Origin of the sequence: Streptomyces monashensis (assembly GCF_001866665.1) — a bacterium.
Lineage (GTDB): Bacteria > Actinomycetota > Actinomycetes > Streptomycetales > Streptomycetaceae > Streptomyces > Streptomyces monashensis.
The window spans coordinates 1-15783 of record NZ_MLYO01000017.1; the positions used below are offsets into that span (position 1 = coordinate 1).

Consider the following 15783-nt stretch of genomic DNA (forward strand, 5'->3'; position numbering starts at 1 on the left):
CTGCGTGAACTCCGTCTCATGGATCAGGCTCGCGTCCGCACCGTCCGGGTCCGCGAACAGCACCGCCACCAACGGCATCCTCAGGTGCGGGTCGAGGGCCGCGCAGACCTCGTCGAAGGCCTGCCGGAACACCGGGAACGCCGCGTACAGCTGCCGGCCCATACCGATACGCTGACTGCCCTGCCCCGTGAACAGCATCGCCAACTCGCCGTGGCCGCGGACGCCTTCGACGAGCGCGGGGTGGGGGCGGCCGGAGGCGAGGGCGCGCAGGGACGCGACCGCCTCGGCCGGGGAGGAGGCGACGACGTCCGCCCGGTGCTCCAGCTGGGGGCGGTGCCGGAAGGACGTGTAGGCGGCGTCCAGCAGCTCGCCGCCGCCGGCTCCTTCGAGGTGGTCGGCGAGCCGGGCCGCGTTCGCGGCGCGCGCCTCGGCGCTGCGGCCCGAGACGGTGAGCGCGACCGGGACCGTGCGGGCGGTGCCGCCGCCGCGGCCGGTGACCGAGCCCCAGTCGATGGCGTGGCCTTCGCACCACAGCCGGGCCACCACGTCCTCGAGGTCCTGGCGGGCGGGCCGGTCGCGGTGTGCGGTGGCCAGCGCGGCGGGCTGGTCGCCGTCGAGCGCGGCGAGGCCGCGGCGCAGCGAGTGCAGTGCCACCGGGTGGGGCGCGATCTCGACGATGCGCAGGGTGCGCCCCGCTCCGAGTCCGGCGACGGCTTCGGCGAGCCGCATGGGCGCGCACATGTTGCGCGCCCAGTACGCGGCGTCGAGGTCGCCGCCGTCGACGTACCCGTCGGTGACGGTCGACCAGAACGGCACGGCGGCCGCGCGGGTGTGCACCGTGCCGAGGCGGCGTACGAGTTCGGGGGCGAACTCCTCCAGCCGGGTGCTGTGCGAGGCGTAGTCGATGTGGACGCGCCGGGTGCGCACGCCGCGGTCGTCCAGGTCCCGTTCCACGGTGTCCACGGCCTCGGTCGGCCCGGACAGGCACACCTGCCCCGGTGCCAGGTGTCCGGCGAGGGACACCTGGCCGGCGCGCACGGCGGGCAGTGACTCGGCCTGGTCCAGGGGGAGTTCGCACACGGTCAGGGCCCCGTGGCCACTGGCGTGTTCCGCGACGAGGCGCGACCAGGTGCCGATCAGCCGGGCGCCCTCGGCGAGCGGGAGCGCGTCCGCGAAGACGGCGGCGGCCACCTCGCCGACGCTCTGTCCGAAGACGGCGTCGGGTGCGGCTCCCCAGCTCTTCAGGGTGCGGGCGAGGGCGGTCTGCACGGCGAACAGGACCGGCTGGACGACGTCGGTGCGCTCGAGGCGTGAGGTGCCGGGTGCGGCGAGCAGCTCGTCGACCACCGACCAGCCGGTGACGGGACGCAGTGCCTCGTCGCAGGCGTCGAGGGCGGCTCGGAAGGCGGGCTCGTCGAGCAGGTCACGGCCCATGCCCAGCCACTGCGAGCCGTGGCCGGAGAAGAAGAAGGCGAGCGCGGGCCGCCGTGCGCCGTCGTGCCCGGCGTCGCCGTCGGCGTCGTCCTCGATGGCTTCGCGCAGTGCGTCGCCGAGCTGGTCGGGGTGGTCGACGGCGGCGACGACGCGGTGGGCGCCCGTGGCGTGGCCGAGGAGTTCCGGCGCGTACCAGCTCTGGCCCGCGCGGACCCGTTCGGTGAGCGCTTCGGCGGCCGCGCGCAGCGCGTCGTCGCTGTCCGCGGCGAGCGGTACGAGCAGCCGGCGGGCGGACGGGGACGGGCCCTGTTCGAGGGCGACATGGGCGTTGGTGCCGCCGAAGCCGAAGCTGCTGACCCCCGCGTAGCGGCGGCTCTCGCCGGGCCAGCGCTCCCGGCCGGTGACGACCCGGAGCCGGCTCGCCTCGAAGTCGATGTGCGGGTTGGGGTTGTCGAAGTGGAGGCTGGCGGGCAGTTCGCCGTGGTGCAGGGCGAGGGCGGTCTTCATCAGGCCGAGGACGCCCGCGGCGGGCTCCAGGTGGCCGAAGTTGGTCTTGGCCGAGCCGATCCGCAGCGGTTCGGTGCGGCCGTGTGCGAAGACGGTGCTGAGGGCTTCGGCCTCGACGGGGTCACCCAGGGGGGTGCCGGTGCCGTGGGCCTCCACGTAGGAGACCTGCTCGGGCGGGACGCCGGCGTCCTGCCAGGCCGCGCGGACGACGTCGGCCTGGGCCTTCGGGTTGGGCGCCGTCAGGCCGTTGGAGGCTCCGTCGTTGTTGACGGCGGTGCCGCGGATCACCGCGTAGATCCGGTCACCGGCGACGAGGGCGTCGGACAGCCGGCGCAGGACGAGGACGCCGCAGCCTTCGCCTCGCACGTAGCCCCCCGCGTCCGCGTCGAAGGCACGGCACTGCCCGTCGGGGTTCATGCCGCCGAACTTCGTCATGGCCACGGTGGTGTTGGGGCTGAGCATGACGTTGACGCCGCCGACGAGTGCAAGGTCGGTCTCGCCGTCGCGCAGGCTGCGCACCGCGAGGTGGGTGGCGGTGAGCGAGGAGGAGCAGGCGGTGGCGACGGAGAGGGCCGGACCGTTGAGGCCGAGGGTGTACGCGATGCGGGCGGCGACGATCGAGTTGTCGAAGCCCGTGGCGGAGTGCGTTCCGATGCTGTACGGGTCGGCTCCGGTGGCCAGGTGGTACTCCTGTGCCATGGTGCCCATGAACACGCCGGTGCGGCTGCCCGCGAGGGAGTCGTGGTCGATGCGGGCGTCCTCCAGCGCGGCCCACGCGGTCTCCAGGGCGATGCGCTGCTGGGGGTCCATCTGGCGGGCTTCGGCGGGCGAGATGCGGAACAGTTCGGCGTCGAACCCCGCGACGTCGTCGAGGAATCCGCCCCAGCGCGTGGTCATCCGGCCGGGCGCGCGCGGGTCGGGGTCGAGCCACTCCTGGGCGTTCCAGCGGTCCCGCGGTACCTCGCGGACGGCGTCGATTCCGTCGAGGAGGCCCTGCCACAGTGCGTCGGGGGTCTCGATGCCGCCGGGCAGCCGGCATCCGATGCCGACGACGGCGATCGGGTCGTGGGCGTTGACCGGCGTGCGGGACGTCCCGGAGGGGGTCTTTGCGGTGGCCGGGTCGTCACCGGCGAGGTACGCGGCGAGCCCGAGGAGCGTCGGGTACTGCCACACGGCCCATACGGGTACCGGTCGCTCCAGCCACTCGGACAGCTGCTGCACGAGCGCCCTGAGTCGGGTGGAGTCGAGGCCGAGCTCGCGCAGCGGACGGTCGGCGGGCACCGATTCCGGCCGTACGGACAGCAGTTCGGCGACGGCTTCGCGCAGCCGGCCGGCGATCTCCTCGGCGGCGGGCCGGGGGGCTTCGGTTTCGCTGTTCACCTGGGCAAAGCTCATCTGCGCATCCTTGAAGCTCGTTGAACCGAACCGGCAAAGGCAGGGGGCCGCCCGCGGACGCGGGCGGCCCCCTCTGGTGAGGCAGGTCCGCTGATCGTTCAGCCTGCGCTCGGCGAGGGGTGAAGGGGCCGGTGTGTACCACTGGCGCTCCACCCTCTCGCCGCTGTCTCGAAACCTGCTCGAGCAGCGGTGTACGGGATCAGTCGCGGCGCCCGGTCACGGCGGCGCCGGTGGCGGGGACGGTGGCGCCGCCCGAGGGCGAGGGTTCGGGGCTGAGGGGGCCGTAGCCGCCGTACTCGGCGCGCACCCGGGAGCCGAGCGTGCGGGTCTTGGCGATCTGCGCGTAGACGTAGGCCGCCTCGGTGGGCGTGCGCTTCATGGTGGAGCGGTCCACGGAGTACAGGCCGAAGCGCGGTTTGTAGCCGTTGAGCCACTCGAAGTTGTCCATGAGGCTCCAGTGGTAGTAGCCGCGGACGTCGACGCCGTCGGCGCGGGCCCGCTCGATCGCCTCCAGGGCGCGGACGACGAACTCGGCGCGGCGCTTGCCGGAGGCGGTGGCGATTCCGGATTCGGTGACCATCAGGGGCAGTCCGGGGAAGCGGTTGCCGAAGTCCTTCAGGACCGGATACAGGCCCTGCGGGTCGGACTCGTAGCCCATGTCCGGCACGAAGTAGCTGGGGTCGAGCTCCGGGTAGCAGGGCGGGGCTCCGCAGACGTCCACGTTGATGTCGGGCAGCGTGTTCTTGTCGGGCGTGGGGCCCGGGTCGGTGACGCCGGTGCGGTCGTAGAGCTGGATGCCGAGCCAGTCGAGGCTGTTGCGCCACTCCGGGTGCTGTTCGTCGGGCTTGCCGTCGAAGTCGGAGTCGAAGTTCCCGGTGCGCAGCGAGTTGAGGAAGTTCAGCTCGAAGAACCAGCGGAAGCGGTCACGGGCCGCGATGTCACGGGGCTCGGTGCTGATCTTGCCGTCGCGCACGGCGACGTACTGCTTGACGCTGGCGGTCAGGCCGACGCTCGCCTTGGGGTCGACGCTCTTGATCGCCCGGTACATGGCGACGTGCGCGTTGATGTAGTTGCGCACGGCCGGAACGAACTTGGTGGAGAAGTTCGTGGCCAGGTCCGCCTTTCCGGGCGGCCCCGCGCCGAAGGCGTGCGAGAACATCATGTACACCATGGGCTCGTTGAGGGTCACCCACTCGTGCACCCGGTCGCCGAAGCGCTGGACGAGCAGCTTGGCGTAGTCGGCCATCGCCTTGACGACGAGGGGGCCGCCCTCGGGGTTGTCGAGTCCGCACAGGTTGGTGTCGGAGGGCCCGTGGGCGCAGGAGATGTCGGAGGGGTTGTCCACCCACACCGGGTTGGCGAAGTGGTGGATGACGACGACCGGGCGGATGTGGTGCGCGACGAGGGCGTCGATGACCTTGCTGTAGTGGTCGAGGGCCGCCTCGTCTATCTGCCCGCGCCTGGGCTCGACCCGCGCCCACTCGATGCCGAAGCGGTAGGAGTCCACGTGCAGTTTGGCGAGGAGGTCCACGTCCTTGACCGCCATGGTGTAGCCGTCGACGCCGTCCCCGACGAACTGGCCCTTGCCCATGCCGCCGTCGGCGACGGGCTGGGTCCACTTGTACCAGTCGGTGTTGGTGTCCTGGTCTTCGATCTGGGTCGCCGAACTGGACACCCCGAAGCGGAAGCTGCCCTTGCCGTCGGGCGCGGAGGGCGAACCGATCTGCGGGAAACTCTCCGCCGGAGGGGCGGCGTGGCTGGAGTCGGTCGCCTCGTCGGCCATGGCGGCGGGCGCCATCAGGCCGAGTGTCAGGGCGACTGCTGCGATCCTGATCAGTCGCTTCACGGTGCCTTCCAGGTCAGTTGGGGATGGGAGCGCGGACACGCCGAGTGGCTCGCCGCACGGCCACCGTGGCCGAATCCGCTCGAAGTCGACTCGAACGGCCGTGTACTCCGGACGTGTGCCGCGCCGCGCGGGGCCGCCGGCCCGTCGCTCGAGGAACGCGCGAAGGACGCTCGATCCCCGCGCGACACGGTGGGCGCACTCGCAAGGGCGGCCGGGAGTGCACGGCCGCGGCGTATCGACGACGGAGCGTGCGATGAGCCCTGTGCAGAAGGCAGTTGTGATCACCGGAGGAGGGAGCGGCATCGGGCGGGCCACCGCTCGCGCGTTCGCCGAGGACGGAGCGCACGTACTGGTGGTGGGCCGAACCGAGAGCGCTCTGCGGGAGACGGCCGAAGGCCACGACCGCATCGCAGCGCTGGCGGTGGACATTCAGGAGGACGGCGCGCCGCAGGCCGTGGTCTCCGCCGCGCTGGAGGCGTTCGGGCGGGTCGACGTGCTGGTGAACAACGCGGCGCACGCGGGGTTCGCCGCGCTGGACGGGCTCGACCGTGCCGCGGTGGCGGCGCAGTTGGGCACGAACCTCCTGGCCCCGGTCTTCCTGACGCAGGGGGCGCTCGACGCGCTGGAGGCCACGGGCGGAACCGTGGTCAACGTCAGCTCGTCCGGATCGCTCGGCCGGCGCGCGTGGCCGCAGAACTCCGTCTACGGCCTGACGAAGGCGGCGCTGGACTTCCTCACCCGCACCTGGGCCGTGGAGCTGGCGCCCCGCGGAATCCGCTGCGTGGGGATCGCGCCGGGCGTGATCGACACGGGTTTCGCCGTCCGCTCGGGCATTCCGGAGGAAGGGTACGAGGAGTTCCTGGCATCGGTGGCCGGGCACGTGCCGTCCGGAAGGGTGGGCAGCCCCGAGGACATCGCGTGGTGGATCGTGCAGCTGTGCCGCCCGGAGGGCGCGTACGCGAACGGCACCGTGCTGGCGGTGGACGGCGCGCTGTCGGTGACCTGACGGGACGACCACCGGATCCGGCCCCGCGTCGTACGCGGGGGCCGGATCCGCTTCGGGTGGCACCGGGCGGCGGCCGGCCGCGCGGCCGGTCAGGCCTCGAACAGCGCGCAGGCCCAGCTCATGCCGCGGCCCACCGCGGCGAGAGCCACATGATCGCCTCGTCGGAGCGTGCCCGCCTCGGTCTCCCGGGCCAGGGCGAACAGCGGGTCGGCGGCACCCAGATGGCCGAAGTCCGCGGCGAGGGCCAGGTTGGTGCGCTCGGGCGGGAAGCCCAGGGCGTCGACCAGGCCGCTCATGGCAGGCTGGTTGTCGAAGGGCAGCAGAAGCCGGGCCAGGTCGGTGAAGCCGATCCCGGTCCGCTTGCAGGCGCGCTCCACGACCAGCCGGTACTGTTCCCGGGCGTGCGTGCCGAAGGCCGAGATCTTCTCGGGGTCGTTGGCGAAATACTCCTTGACGTTCTCGATGCCGCCGACCCTGCGGGGGGCCGCGGCGGCCTCGGGGGTGCCGAAGGGCGCCGCGGCGCCTCCCGCCTCCAGCCGGAAGAAGTCGACGTGGGTGCCGTCCGTGGTGATCTCGCCGGCGCGCCAGCGCAGCGCGTCGTGCCCGCGCTGGACGACCGCGGCCACCGCGCCGTCGGAGAAGCACCCGGCGCCGGTCTCGAGCCGGTTCCAGTAGGGCTCGGCGACGCGGCTGGCCGCGACGACCACCGCGGTGCGGTACTCGGGGTGCGTGGCGAACTTCCCTGCCACCAGGTCGAATCCGGCGACCCCGGAGGAGCACGCCTGGGTCAGCAGCACGGCCTCGGCCCCGTCGGCGCCCAGCCGGTGCAGCAGGCTCGCCGCCGCGTCCCAGTACAGGTACTCGGTGATGTCGGTGACCGCCAGGACGAGCAGGTCGATCTGCCGCCCGTCCAGCCCGGCGCCGTCCAGTGCCTTGCGGACGGCGTCGTACGACAGGTCGGTCAGGCCCACACCGGGTGCGGCCCGGTGCATGTAGCGGCTCGCGTAGGTGTGGACCCGTTCCATGTCGTTCGTGTACTCGGCGGCCACGTCCAGGACGGGTATCTCCTCGCCCAGCTCGTAGCCGAGCGCGCTGATGCCGAAGCTCATGTTCTCTCCTTGCCGAGGGCTCGGACCTGCCGGACGGCGGGTCTCACCAGGTCACCGGCAGACGGTGGACGCCGTAGATCGCCATGTCGGTGCGCAGCGGTACCTCCGCGGCGGGAACGGCGAGCCGCAGCCCGGGGAAGCGGCGCAGCAGCGCCGTGTACGCGATCTGGAGTTCCACGCGCGCCAGTTGGTGCCCCAGGCACTGGTGTACGCCGTGGCCGAACGCCAGGTGCCCGGTGGACTTGCGGCGCAGGTCGACGGTGTCCAGGTCGCCGTCGAATCGCTGGGAGTCCCGGTTGGCGGCCGACAGGTGCAGCACCAGGCAGTCGCCGGCCTTGATCTGGCGGCCCTCCAGCTCGACGTCCTCGAGCGCGGTGCGCATGAGGCCCGAGCGGAACAGCGGCAGATAGCGCAGCATCTCCTCGACCGCGCTCTCGGCCAGGGACGGGTCGTCGCGCAGCGCCGCCAGTTCGTCGGGGTTGCTCAGCAGGGTGAAGGCGCCGAGGCCGAGCATGTTGGCGGTGGTCTCGTGGCCGGCGATGAGGACCACGAGGGCGACGACGGCGATCTCCTGGTCGGAGAGCTCGTTCCCCTCGATGAGGCCGCTGAGCAGGTCCTCGCCGAGCTCCGCGCGCCTGCGCGGCACGAGGTCGCCGAGGTAGGCGAGCATGTTGGCGTAGGCGCCCTCGGCCTGTTCCTGCGTGGAGTCGAGGCGGAAGAAGGTCGCCGCGTCGTGGCGGAACATGTCGCGTTCGGTGTACGGGACGCCGAGCAGCTCGCAGATCATCAGCGTCGGGATGGGGACCGCGAACTCCTCGACGAGGTCGGCGCCCCGGCCCGCGGCCTCCAGCGCGTCGAGCCGCGCCTCCACGATCTCCTCGATCCGTGGTATCAGCTGCTTGACCCGGTGCGCGGTGAACTGCTTGGTGAGCAGCTTGCGGTAGCGCGTGTGGTCCGGCGGGTCCATGCCGATGAAGAAGCCGGGCTCGGCGGGGGAGATCTTCTCGGTGCCGAAGGGGTGGTCGAAGGGCGCGTGGTGGTGCAGTTCCTGCCGGGCGCTGAAGCGGGGGTCACCGAGCACCGTGCGCGCGGCCGAGTAGTTGGTGACGAGCCAGCCGACGTGTCCGTCCGGGAACGCCAGGGGCGTGACCGGGTCCCCCTCGCGCAACCGTTCGAGCTCGGTGGGCGGATCGAAGGTCGAGGGACGCTCTGTGGGGAGTTTGATCGGTTCGGACAGCGTGTTGGGCACGACTTGCTCCATCTCTCCTGAGCCGTGACATGGGGGAGGCATCCGTGGGTCCACTGTCGTGAGAAAGCCTGGAGGCACGCTCGGGCCCTCCTACAGCCGCAGACTCCGAAGGCCCGTGTTCCCGGCGGGTCCACAGCCGGGAACACGGGCCCTGCTCGTTCCGTCACGCGACAGGTCGGTGCCGTGGTAAGGAGGGGTCGTCAGGTCGACGGCGGTCCTGCCCGATCGGGGTTGCCGAGGGCAGGAGGCACGGCCCGGACGGGTTTGCCGTCCGGGCCGGCGTACACGTGCCGGCTGCGGGGTGTCCGCTCAGCTGAGGCTCTTGAGCTGCGCCTCGACGGCGTCGGCGGCGACGCGCGGGCCGTCGACGGCGCGCATGGCGGATCGCATCCGCTGCACGTTCGCGGTGACCTGGTCGTCGGCGACGACGTCCGACACGGCGCGGCGCAGGCTTTCGACGGTGGTGTCGGCGACGGCGAGGTGCCGGCCGAGGCCGAGTTCCGCCACCCGCATCCCGTTCGCCCGCTGCTCGTTCATCTGCGGGATGACCACCATGGGGACGCCGTAGTACAGCGACTCCATCGTGCTGTTCATGCCGCCGTGCGTGACGAACAGCTTCGCGTGCTGCAGGACGTCGAGCTGCGGGACATGCCGGCGGACGGTGAAGTTGGCTGGCGGAGTGCCCAGTTCGGCCGCGTCGAGGTGGTCTCCGACGGCCATGACGACGTCCCACTCGGAGTCGCCGAACGCCTCGATCGCGGTCTTGAAGAACTCGGGCCAGCCGGTCGCCGCAGTGCCGAGCGAGATCAGCAGGACGGGGCGTTCCCGGGACGCAGGCTGCCAGCTCCCCTGGTAGGCACTGCGGTCGGTCAGACAGGGACCGGCGAACACGAACCGCTGGTCGAAGGTGTCGCCGTCGTAGTGGAAGTCACGGGGAAGGAAGATGATGCTGCGTTCCGCGATTTCCTGGAAGAAGGCCATCGGGTCGGCGGGGAGGTTGAACGATGGAAGTACTTCGGTGAGCTTCCCCAGCATTTCAACGACCTTGGGGTCGGTGAATTCGGCCATCGGGAACTTGTTCTGGACGGAGAAAGTCTCGTTGTACCCGTACGACGGGAAGAGCCGCATCGAAGGGATGCCGTGACGGCCGCTGTAGAACCGGCCGCCCCATGCCATGAAGTCGTGCAGGACGATATCGGGCCGGGCGTCCTTGTGGAAGTCCTCGACCTGATCGACGATGGACCTGGCCTCCTCGAGACACCTCAGCCCCTCGCCTTCGTTGGCCTCCGCCGTGTAGGGGCTGCGGTAGAAGTCTCCGAACACGGAACGGTAGCGCACCGGTTCGGCGCCGGCGGCCTCCACCAAGGGCACGAAGTGGTCCGTCGCGGTGCTGGTCACCCGGTGGCCGCGCCGCACCAGCTCTTCCACCAGTCCGAGCGTCGGATTGACGTGGCCGATCGCCGGAAAGTTGAAGAATGCGATGTGAGCCATGAAATCTCCTTGAACTAGGCTCCGTTCGTGCCCCGATTGAGGCCCTTGGGCTCCTCAACCGTAGCTGTAGAACCCGCGCCCGCTCTTCTTCCCGAAGAATCCGCTGTCGACCATACGGGACAGCAACGCGGGTGCGGCGTAGAGAGGTTCCTTGGTCTCCTCGTACAGGCCTGCCGCCACCGCCGCCAAAGTGTCGAGTCCTACCAGGTCGGCGAGACCGAGCGGCCCCATGGGGTGGGCGCAGCCGAGCATCATGCCCTTGTCGATGTCCGCCGCGGACGCATGGCCGGACTCGACCATCCTTATAGCAGAAAGCAAGTAAGGCACGAGGAGCGCGTTCACCACGAATCCGGCCCGGTCCTTGCTCCGGATGACTTCCTTGCCGAGGACGTCCCGTACGAAGTGTTCGGCGCGTGCGACGACTTTCTCGTCGCTGAGCAGGGAGCCGGTGATCTCCACGAGCGGGAGTGCCGGCACGGGGTTGAAGAAGTGCATGCCGACCACCTGCTGCGGCCGGCTCGTGGCCATGGCGAGCTTGGTGACCGGCAGCGAGGAGGTGTTGGAGGCGAGCACCGCCCCGGAGTCCCGGACGATCGCGTCGAGCTGGGAGAAGATCTTCAGCTTCGTCGGCTCGTCCTCGCTCACCGCCTCGATGACGAGCTCGCGGTCGGCGAAGTCGCCGAGGTCCTGGGTGAATTCGACGCGCTCGAGGATCTCCTCGCGCTGTTGTCCGGTGAGCCTGGCCTTGTCCACGGCCCGGTCGAGCGAGCGGGTCAGCCGCTCGTGCCCTGCTCTGCGTGAGCGGTCCGAGGAGACCGCGACGAGCACGTGCCTGCCGGGCTTGGCGCACACCTCGGCCAGGCCCGCGCCCATCAGTCCGCAGCCCACCACGCCGACACGGGTGACGGGCTCGGGGGTGGCGGTGCCGGTCACGACGCGGCCCCCTCGTGCCAGCGCAGCAGGCCGTTGCCCACCGCCATGCCGCCGCCGAACCCCGAGAGCAGCACCAGGTCCCCGTCGCCGAACGCGCCCGCCCGCACCGCGTGGTCGAGCGTGACGGCCAGCGAAGCGGCGCCCGAGTTCCCGAAGTGTTCCAGGGTCGTGTGGATGTGCGCGTTCTCCAGGCCCATGTCGTCGGCGAGCCTGCCGAGCAGGGCTCCGTTGGCCTGGTGCGGCACGAGGTGCGCGATCTCCTGCGGCGGTACGCCCACTCGGCCGAGCAGTTCCTTGACCGACGGGGGGACCTTGCCGAGCACGAACTCGGTGACGCCCCGGCCGTTCATCCGCAGGAAGTGCTGCCGGGCCGCAACGGTCTCGTGAGAGGCCGGCCGGGCGCTGCCGCCCGCTTCGACGACGAGCAGATCCGCCTTGTCGCCGTGGCCGACCAGGTCGAACTCCAGGAGTCCGTACCCGTCGGGTACCGGCCCGAGGACGGCCGCGCCCGAGCCGTCGGCGAGCAGCACCGCCGTGCTGCGGTCCAGCGGATCGGTGAACCGCGACCACGCTTCGGCGCCCAGCACCAGAGCGTGGGCCCCCGGGCGCGCCGCGAGCAGGGCGTGGGCCGTGGCGAGACCGTAGACGAATCCGCTGCACCCTATGTTGATGTCGAAGCACGCCGCCCGGTGGGCTCCGACGGCGGCCTGGACCCGGCACGAGACCGGAGGCATCGGGCTGTCGCCGGTGGAGGTGGCCACGATGAGGTAGTCGACGCGGTCGGCGGGCAGGCCGGCCCGTTCGAGGGCGTCGCGCGCGGCCCGCGTCGCGAGGGTGGACGGCGTCTCGGCGCCGGCGACGTGCCGGCGGGACAGGATGCGTGTCTTGCGCTCGATCCACTCCTCGGTGACGTCGAACCGCTCGGCGATCTCGGTGTTGGTCACCTCCCCCTCGGGCACGTGTGAGCCGGTGCCGAGCAGTCCGATGGCATTGCCGGACATCACGCCCCCTGCAGGAGGGTGAGGCGGTCCTCGCCGATCCGGGCGCGCTTGTCGGGATCGGTGACGCCGAGTCCGGTCGAAGGCGCCAGGCACAGCACGCCGACCTTGCCGACGTGGGCGTTCTCCTGGACGAGCCGGCCCGCCTCGCCGATCTCGGCGAGCGGGTAGGTGCGGGAGACCATCGGGTGGATGCGGCCCATGTCGATGAGCCGGTTGCTCTCCCACTGCTCCTGGAGGTTGGCGGCATGGCTGCCGATCACGCGCTTGAGCTTCATCCACAGGTACCGGTTGTCGTACTGGTGGTGGTACCCCGTGCTCGATCCGCAGGTGACGATGGCTCCGCCGCGGCGCAGGACGAACATCGAGATGCCGAAGGTGGCCTGGCCCACGTAGTCGAAGACGATGTGCGGGTCCTCGCCCGTCTCCCGGCGAATGATCCTGCCCAGCCGCTTGCCGGCCTCGATGACCTTCGCGGGGTCGGTGCCGTCGTCGTCGCCGATGCCGAGCTCGGAGCGGTTGATCACGACGTCGCAGCCGATCCTGCGGAGCAGCTCGGCCTTCTCCTCCGACCCCACCACGCCGACGGGGATGCCGCCGCCGTGCTTCACCAGCTGCACGGCGTAGACGCCGAGGCCGCCGGCCGCGCCCCAGATCAGAACGACGTCGCCCTGCTTCATGCGGGCGCCCCGCTCGCTGACCAGCATGCGGTACGCGGTGCCCGCGCAGGCGGTGGTGGACGCCGCCTCCTCCCAGGTGAGGTGAGCGGGCTTGGGCACGAGCTGGCTGGCCCGTACGACCGCGTAGTGCGCCAGGCCGCCGAAGTTGGTCTCGTAGCCCCAGGCCTTCTGCCCCTCGCCGAGCATGCCGTCGTCGTGGGTGGCCGCCTCCTGGTCGTCGACCTGGATGGGGCTGACCCCCACGTGGTCGCCGATCTGCCAGCGGCGCACGCCGGCGCCGGTGCGGACGATCACGCCGGCCGCGTCGGAGCCGAGCACGTGGTACGGCTGGTCGTGCCGCGCCTCCCACCCTCCGCGTTTGCCGTACGCGCGCAGGAAGTCGAACGTCGGCAGGGGCTCGAACGTCCCCGACCAGACGGTGTTGTAGTTGATGGAACTGGCCATGACCGCGACCAGGACCTCGTCCGGCGCGAGTTCGGGCATCGGAACCTCGCCGACCCGCAGCGACTTGCGCACGTCCTTGTCCTCGACGCCGGCGAACATCTCGATGTCCTCGACGCGGGTGTGCGCGGCCAGATACTTCTCGGGTACCGGCAAGGAGGCCAGTTCCTCGGCGGAGGCTCCCCGCCTCACCGCCTCGGACAGAGCGTCCATTTCAACCATCCTTCGTCAGCTCGGGAGTGGGGTCGGTCAGACGGGGGACTCCATGCCGAGCGCCAGCCTGAGGTGCGCCATCTGGCCGGCGTGGAAGGAGTCGTGCATCTGGGTGAGGGCGAGGGCCTTGCCGAGGGTCGCGAACTGCTCCGCGTACTCGCCCATGTTCTCGTCCGGGAACAGGGCGGAGCGGCGCGCGAAGTCCTCGGGCGCGAGCGAGACGACGTAGTCGCGGATGCTCCGATGGGCGGACCGGTAGATCTCGATCATCTCGGTCAGCGGAGGCACGTACGTGAAGTCCGTGTCGGCGCCGTCGGCGAAGTTGTCGGAGAACTCCTCGGTCACGGCCTTCGGCGTGCCCTGGTGCAGGGTGGAGAAGTAGTCCTTGGCACAGGCGAGATGGCCGAGGAACCACACGAGCGGCTTGTGCCCGTCCGGTGCCTTGAGGGCCGTCTCGTCGTCGAAGCCCTCGGTGAGGGCGATGACGAGCTCGTAGCCGACGTCGAGCGCCTGGGCCAGGTGCTCGCCGACCGCCTGCGGGACGGGGGTGAGGGTGGGCTGTGTCACGGTGGTGCAGATCCCTTCTCGGAAAGGCTGCGGGATCACTGGCGCGCGGCCACGGGGCCGCTCGGCGAACCCGGCGGAATCAGCGGGGTGAGTGGTAGGCGCTCTCGCCGTCGCGGCGCACCGCGTCGAGGCGGGCTCGGGCGTCGGCGAAGGTCGGCAGCTCGGTGGTGGACGTGCCCGTCCAGTTCGTGCCTTCCCAGTCGTACATCAGTCCCTTGGTCTGCCGGGCCGCGGCCAGATGGGCCTCCGAGTACAGGAAGCCGTCGAGGGCCTCCTTGTCGCGCCACAGCACCAGGTTGCGGGCGGCGTTCCACGACTTCGGCGAGATGGCGAGCGTGGCCGCGAGGAGACCGTCCCGCTTCCACAGCTCCTCGAGGATGGCGGCGTTGAGCTGGCCGCCGACCTCCTCGTGCCCGGGCTTGGGCCAGCCCACGGACGTGGCCACCAGGTAGGACTCGGGAAGCGGCGCGCGCAGCCCGCCCGTCTCGGGGTCGATGGCCGGGCCCGTCCAGGGGACGACGACCTGGAGGTCGGACTCGTCGCCTGCGGCGAACTCGTGCAGGGATGCGGGAATGTTCGACACGGTGTCTCCGGAGTTCGCGACGGCTGTCGGAATCACTTCTTGCGCTGTACGACCAGCCTCTTGATTTCAGCGACTTGCAGATGAAGAACGCTCGAGTCCGGCTCGCGCACCAGTTCAAGCTCCGAGAGGACCGGCAGCACCGCCGTGAGCAGGGACCGCAGTTCGAGCCGCGCGAGGTGCGATCCGAGGCACACGTGCTCGCCGTGGCCGCCGAAGGCGATCTGCGCGTTGTTCTCGCGGGTGATGTCGAAGCGGTAGGGGTGGTCGAAGACGTCCTCGTCACGGTTGCCGGAGGGGTACCACAGGGCGACGGTCTCGCCCTTGCGGATACGACGGCCGCGCAGCTCGGTGTCCTGCCTGGCGGTGCGCACGAAGTGCACGGCGATGGTGGTCCAGCGCAGGATCTCCTCGACCGCGTTGTCCACGAGCGACGGGTCCTCGACGAGCTTGCGCAGCTGGTCGGGGTGCTGGAGCAGTGCCTGGATGCCGCCGGTGGTGGCGTTGCGCGTGGTGCCGATGCCCGCGACCAGAAGGTTGAAGACGGTGTAGAGGATCTCGTGGAAGGCCAGCGGCTCACCGTCGATCCGCCCGCCCGCGAGCCGGCTGAGCACGTCGGTGCCCGTACCGTCGGCCTGGGCCATGCGCTGCTGGACGAGGTTCGCCACGTAGCCGTTCAGGGCCGCGATGTTGCGCTTGAACGCGGTCTCGGCGTCCTCGCCCTCCAGCCGGTACTCCGGATCGGCCGCGGCGGTCGTGCCCTCGGTCCAGTTGAAGATCGAGTCCCAGTCCTCCACCGGGGCGCCGACGAGCTCGCAGATGGCGGCGACCGGCAGGCGCGCGGAGAGATGGCGCGCCACGTCGGCGCTGCCGTGCGCGTCGAGGTGCGCGACGAACTCCTCGACGTACGAGGCCGCGAGCCGGGCGAAGCGCTCCTCCAGCTCCTTGACCGCCTTGGGGGTGAAGCAGGGGGCCATGAGCTGGCGCAGATGCCGGTGGCGGGGCGAGTCCATGTACGACAGGGCCGGCGGGTCGTCAGGGCCGTGCCCGAACATCTGGGCCCGCTGCTCCAGTTCGGCCTCGAGCATCTCCACGGCGTCGGCCGTGTCGACGGTGACCCGCTGAGCGCTGGAGAAGACCTTGGTGTTGCGGGAGACCCACGCGATGTCCTCGTGCTTGGTGACGACCCAGAACGGCTCGAACCCCGGGCGCACGTACCAGAACACGGGTGCCTCACGGCGCAGCAGGTCCCACTCCGCGTACGGGTATCCCCCGGTGGCGTACGCCTGTTCGTCGGTGATGTCGAGCGTGTCGAGCGAAAGCATGATCAGTGT

General features: G+C 71.0%; 12 protein-coding genes. 1 reads left to right on the forward strand and 11 read right to left on the reverse strand.

Features of this window, described 5'->3' with window-relative positions:
* Positions 1 to 3336: type I polyketide synthase (locus BIV23_RS09770; protein WP_071380400.1), on the reverse strand; the 3336-nt coding region annotated here is incomplete at its 3' end.
* A gap of 199 nt (positions 3337 to 3535) precedes the next feature.
* A complete protein-coding gene (locus tag BIV23_RS09775) occupies positions 3536 to 5182 on the reverse strand; it encodes a glycoside hydrolase family 1 protein (protein ID WP_071380401.1) in 1647 nt (548 codons plus the stop codon).
* 253 nt (positions 5183 to 5435) lie between these two features.
* Between BIV23_RS09775 and BIV23_RS09780 the strand changes: the two genes are divergently transcribed.
* Positions 5436 to 6188 (forward strand): SDR family NAD(P)-dependent oxidoreductase, encoded by a 753-nt coding sequence (locus BIV23_RS09780; protein ID WP_071380402.1) that lies wholly within the window; start codon positions 5436 to 5438, stop codon positions 6186 to 6188.
* 89 nt (positions 6189 to 6277) lie between these two features.
* On the opposite strand, the gene BIV23_RS09785 is transcribed toward BIV23_RS09780, so the two are convergent.
* From BIV23_RS09785 to BIV23_RS09825, 9 genes are all read right to left on the reverse strand, one after another.
* Positions 6278 to 7297, reverse strand: coding sequence for a 3-oxoacyl-ACP synthase III family protein (locus BIV23_RS09785; RefSeq protein WP_071380403.1), 1020 nt, complete (start codon positions 7295 to 7297; stop codon positions 6278 to 6280).
* A 43-nt stretch (positions 7298 to 7340) separates the two neighbouring features.
* Complete coding sequence (locus BIV23_RS09790) at positions 7341 to 8546, reverse strand: cytochrome P450 (protein ID WP_071380459.1); 1206 nt, start codon at positions 8544 to 8546, stop codon at positions 7341 to 7343.
* 309 nt (positions 8547 to 8855) lie between these two features.
* Complete coding sequence (locus BIV23_RS09795) at positions 8856 to 10037, reverse strand: macrolide family glycosyltransferase (protein ID WP_071380404.1); 1182 nt, start codon at positions 10035 to 10037, stop codon at positions 8856 to 8858.
* Positions 10038 to 10091: 54 nt separating this feature from the next.
* Positions 10092 to 10970 carry a 3-hydroxybutyryl-CoA dehydrogenase gene (locus BIV23_RS09800; RefSeq protein WP_281250127.1) on the reverse strand — a complete coding sequence of 293 codons (879 nt, stop codon included), beginning with the start codon at positions 10968 to 10970 and terminating at the stop codon, positions 10092 to 10094.
* A complete protein-coding gene (locus BIV23_RS09805; protein ID WP_071380405.1) occupies positions 10967 to 11971 on the reverse strand; it encodes a 3-oxoacyl-ACP synthase III family protein in 1005 nt (334 codons plus the stop codon). The genes BIV23_RS09800 and BIV23_RS09805 overlap by 4 nt, the downstream gene beginning before the upstream one ends.
* Complete coding sequence (gene ccrA / locus BIV23_RS09810) at positions 11971 to 13302, reverse strand: crotonyl-CoA carboxylase/reductase (protein ID WP_071380406.1); 1332 nt, start codon at positions 13300 to 13302, stop codon at positions 11971 to 11973. Before ccrA ends, BIV23_RS09805 begins: the two co-directional genes overlap by 1 nt.
* Before the next feature lie 36 nt (positions 13303 to 13338).
* Entirely contained in the window at positions 13339 to 13869 is a 531-nt protein-coding gene (locus BIV23_RS09815) for a DinB family protein (protein ID WP_071380407.1), read from the reverse strand.
* Between the two features lie 79 nt (positions 13870 to 13948).
* On the reverse strand, positions 13949 to 14452 hold the full coding sequence (locus BIV23_RS09820; protein ID WP_071380408.1) for a DUF3291 domain-containing protein: 504 nt from the start codon (positions 14450 to 14452) through the stop codon (positions 13949 to 13951).
* 32 nt (positions 14453 to 14484) lie between these two features.
* On the reverse strand, positions 14485 to 15774 hold the full coding sequence (locus BIV23_RS09825; RefSeq protein WP_071380409.1) for a cytochrome P450: 1290 nt from the start codon (positions 15772 to 15774) through the stop codon (positions 14485 to 14487).
* Positions 15775 to 15783: the final 9 nt, after the last annotated feature.

Excerpts from the sequence above, each read along its gene's own strand:
- BIV23_RS09780 (WP_071380402.1), top strand. The coding sequence starts at position 5,436 with ATGAGCCCTGTGCAGAAGGCAGTTGTGATCACCGGAGGAGGGAGCGGC.
- BIV23_RS09785 (WP_071380403.1), bottom strand. The coding sequence starts at position 7,297 with ATGAGCTTCGGCATCAGCGCGCTCGGCTACGAGCTGGGCGAGGAGATA.
- BIV23_RS09795 (WP_071380404.1), bottom strand. The coding sequence starts at position 10,037 with ATGGCTCACATCGCATTCTTCAACTTTCCGGCGATCGGCCACGTCAAT.
- BIV23_RS09805 (WP_071380405.1), bottom strand. The coding sequence starts at position 11,971 with ATGTCCGGCAATGCCATCGGACTGCTCGGCACCGGCTCACACGTGCCC.
- ccrA (WP_071380406.1), bottom strand. The coding sequence starts at position 13,302 with ATGGACGCTCTGTCCGAGGCGGTGAGGCGGGGAGCCTCCGCCGAGGAA.
- BIV23_RS09825 (WP_071380409.1), bottom strand. The coding sequence starts at position 15,774 with ATGCTTTCGCTCGACACGCTCGACATCACCGACGAACAGGCGTACGCC.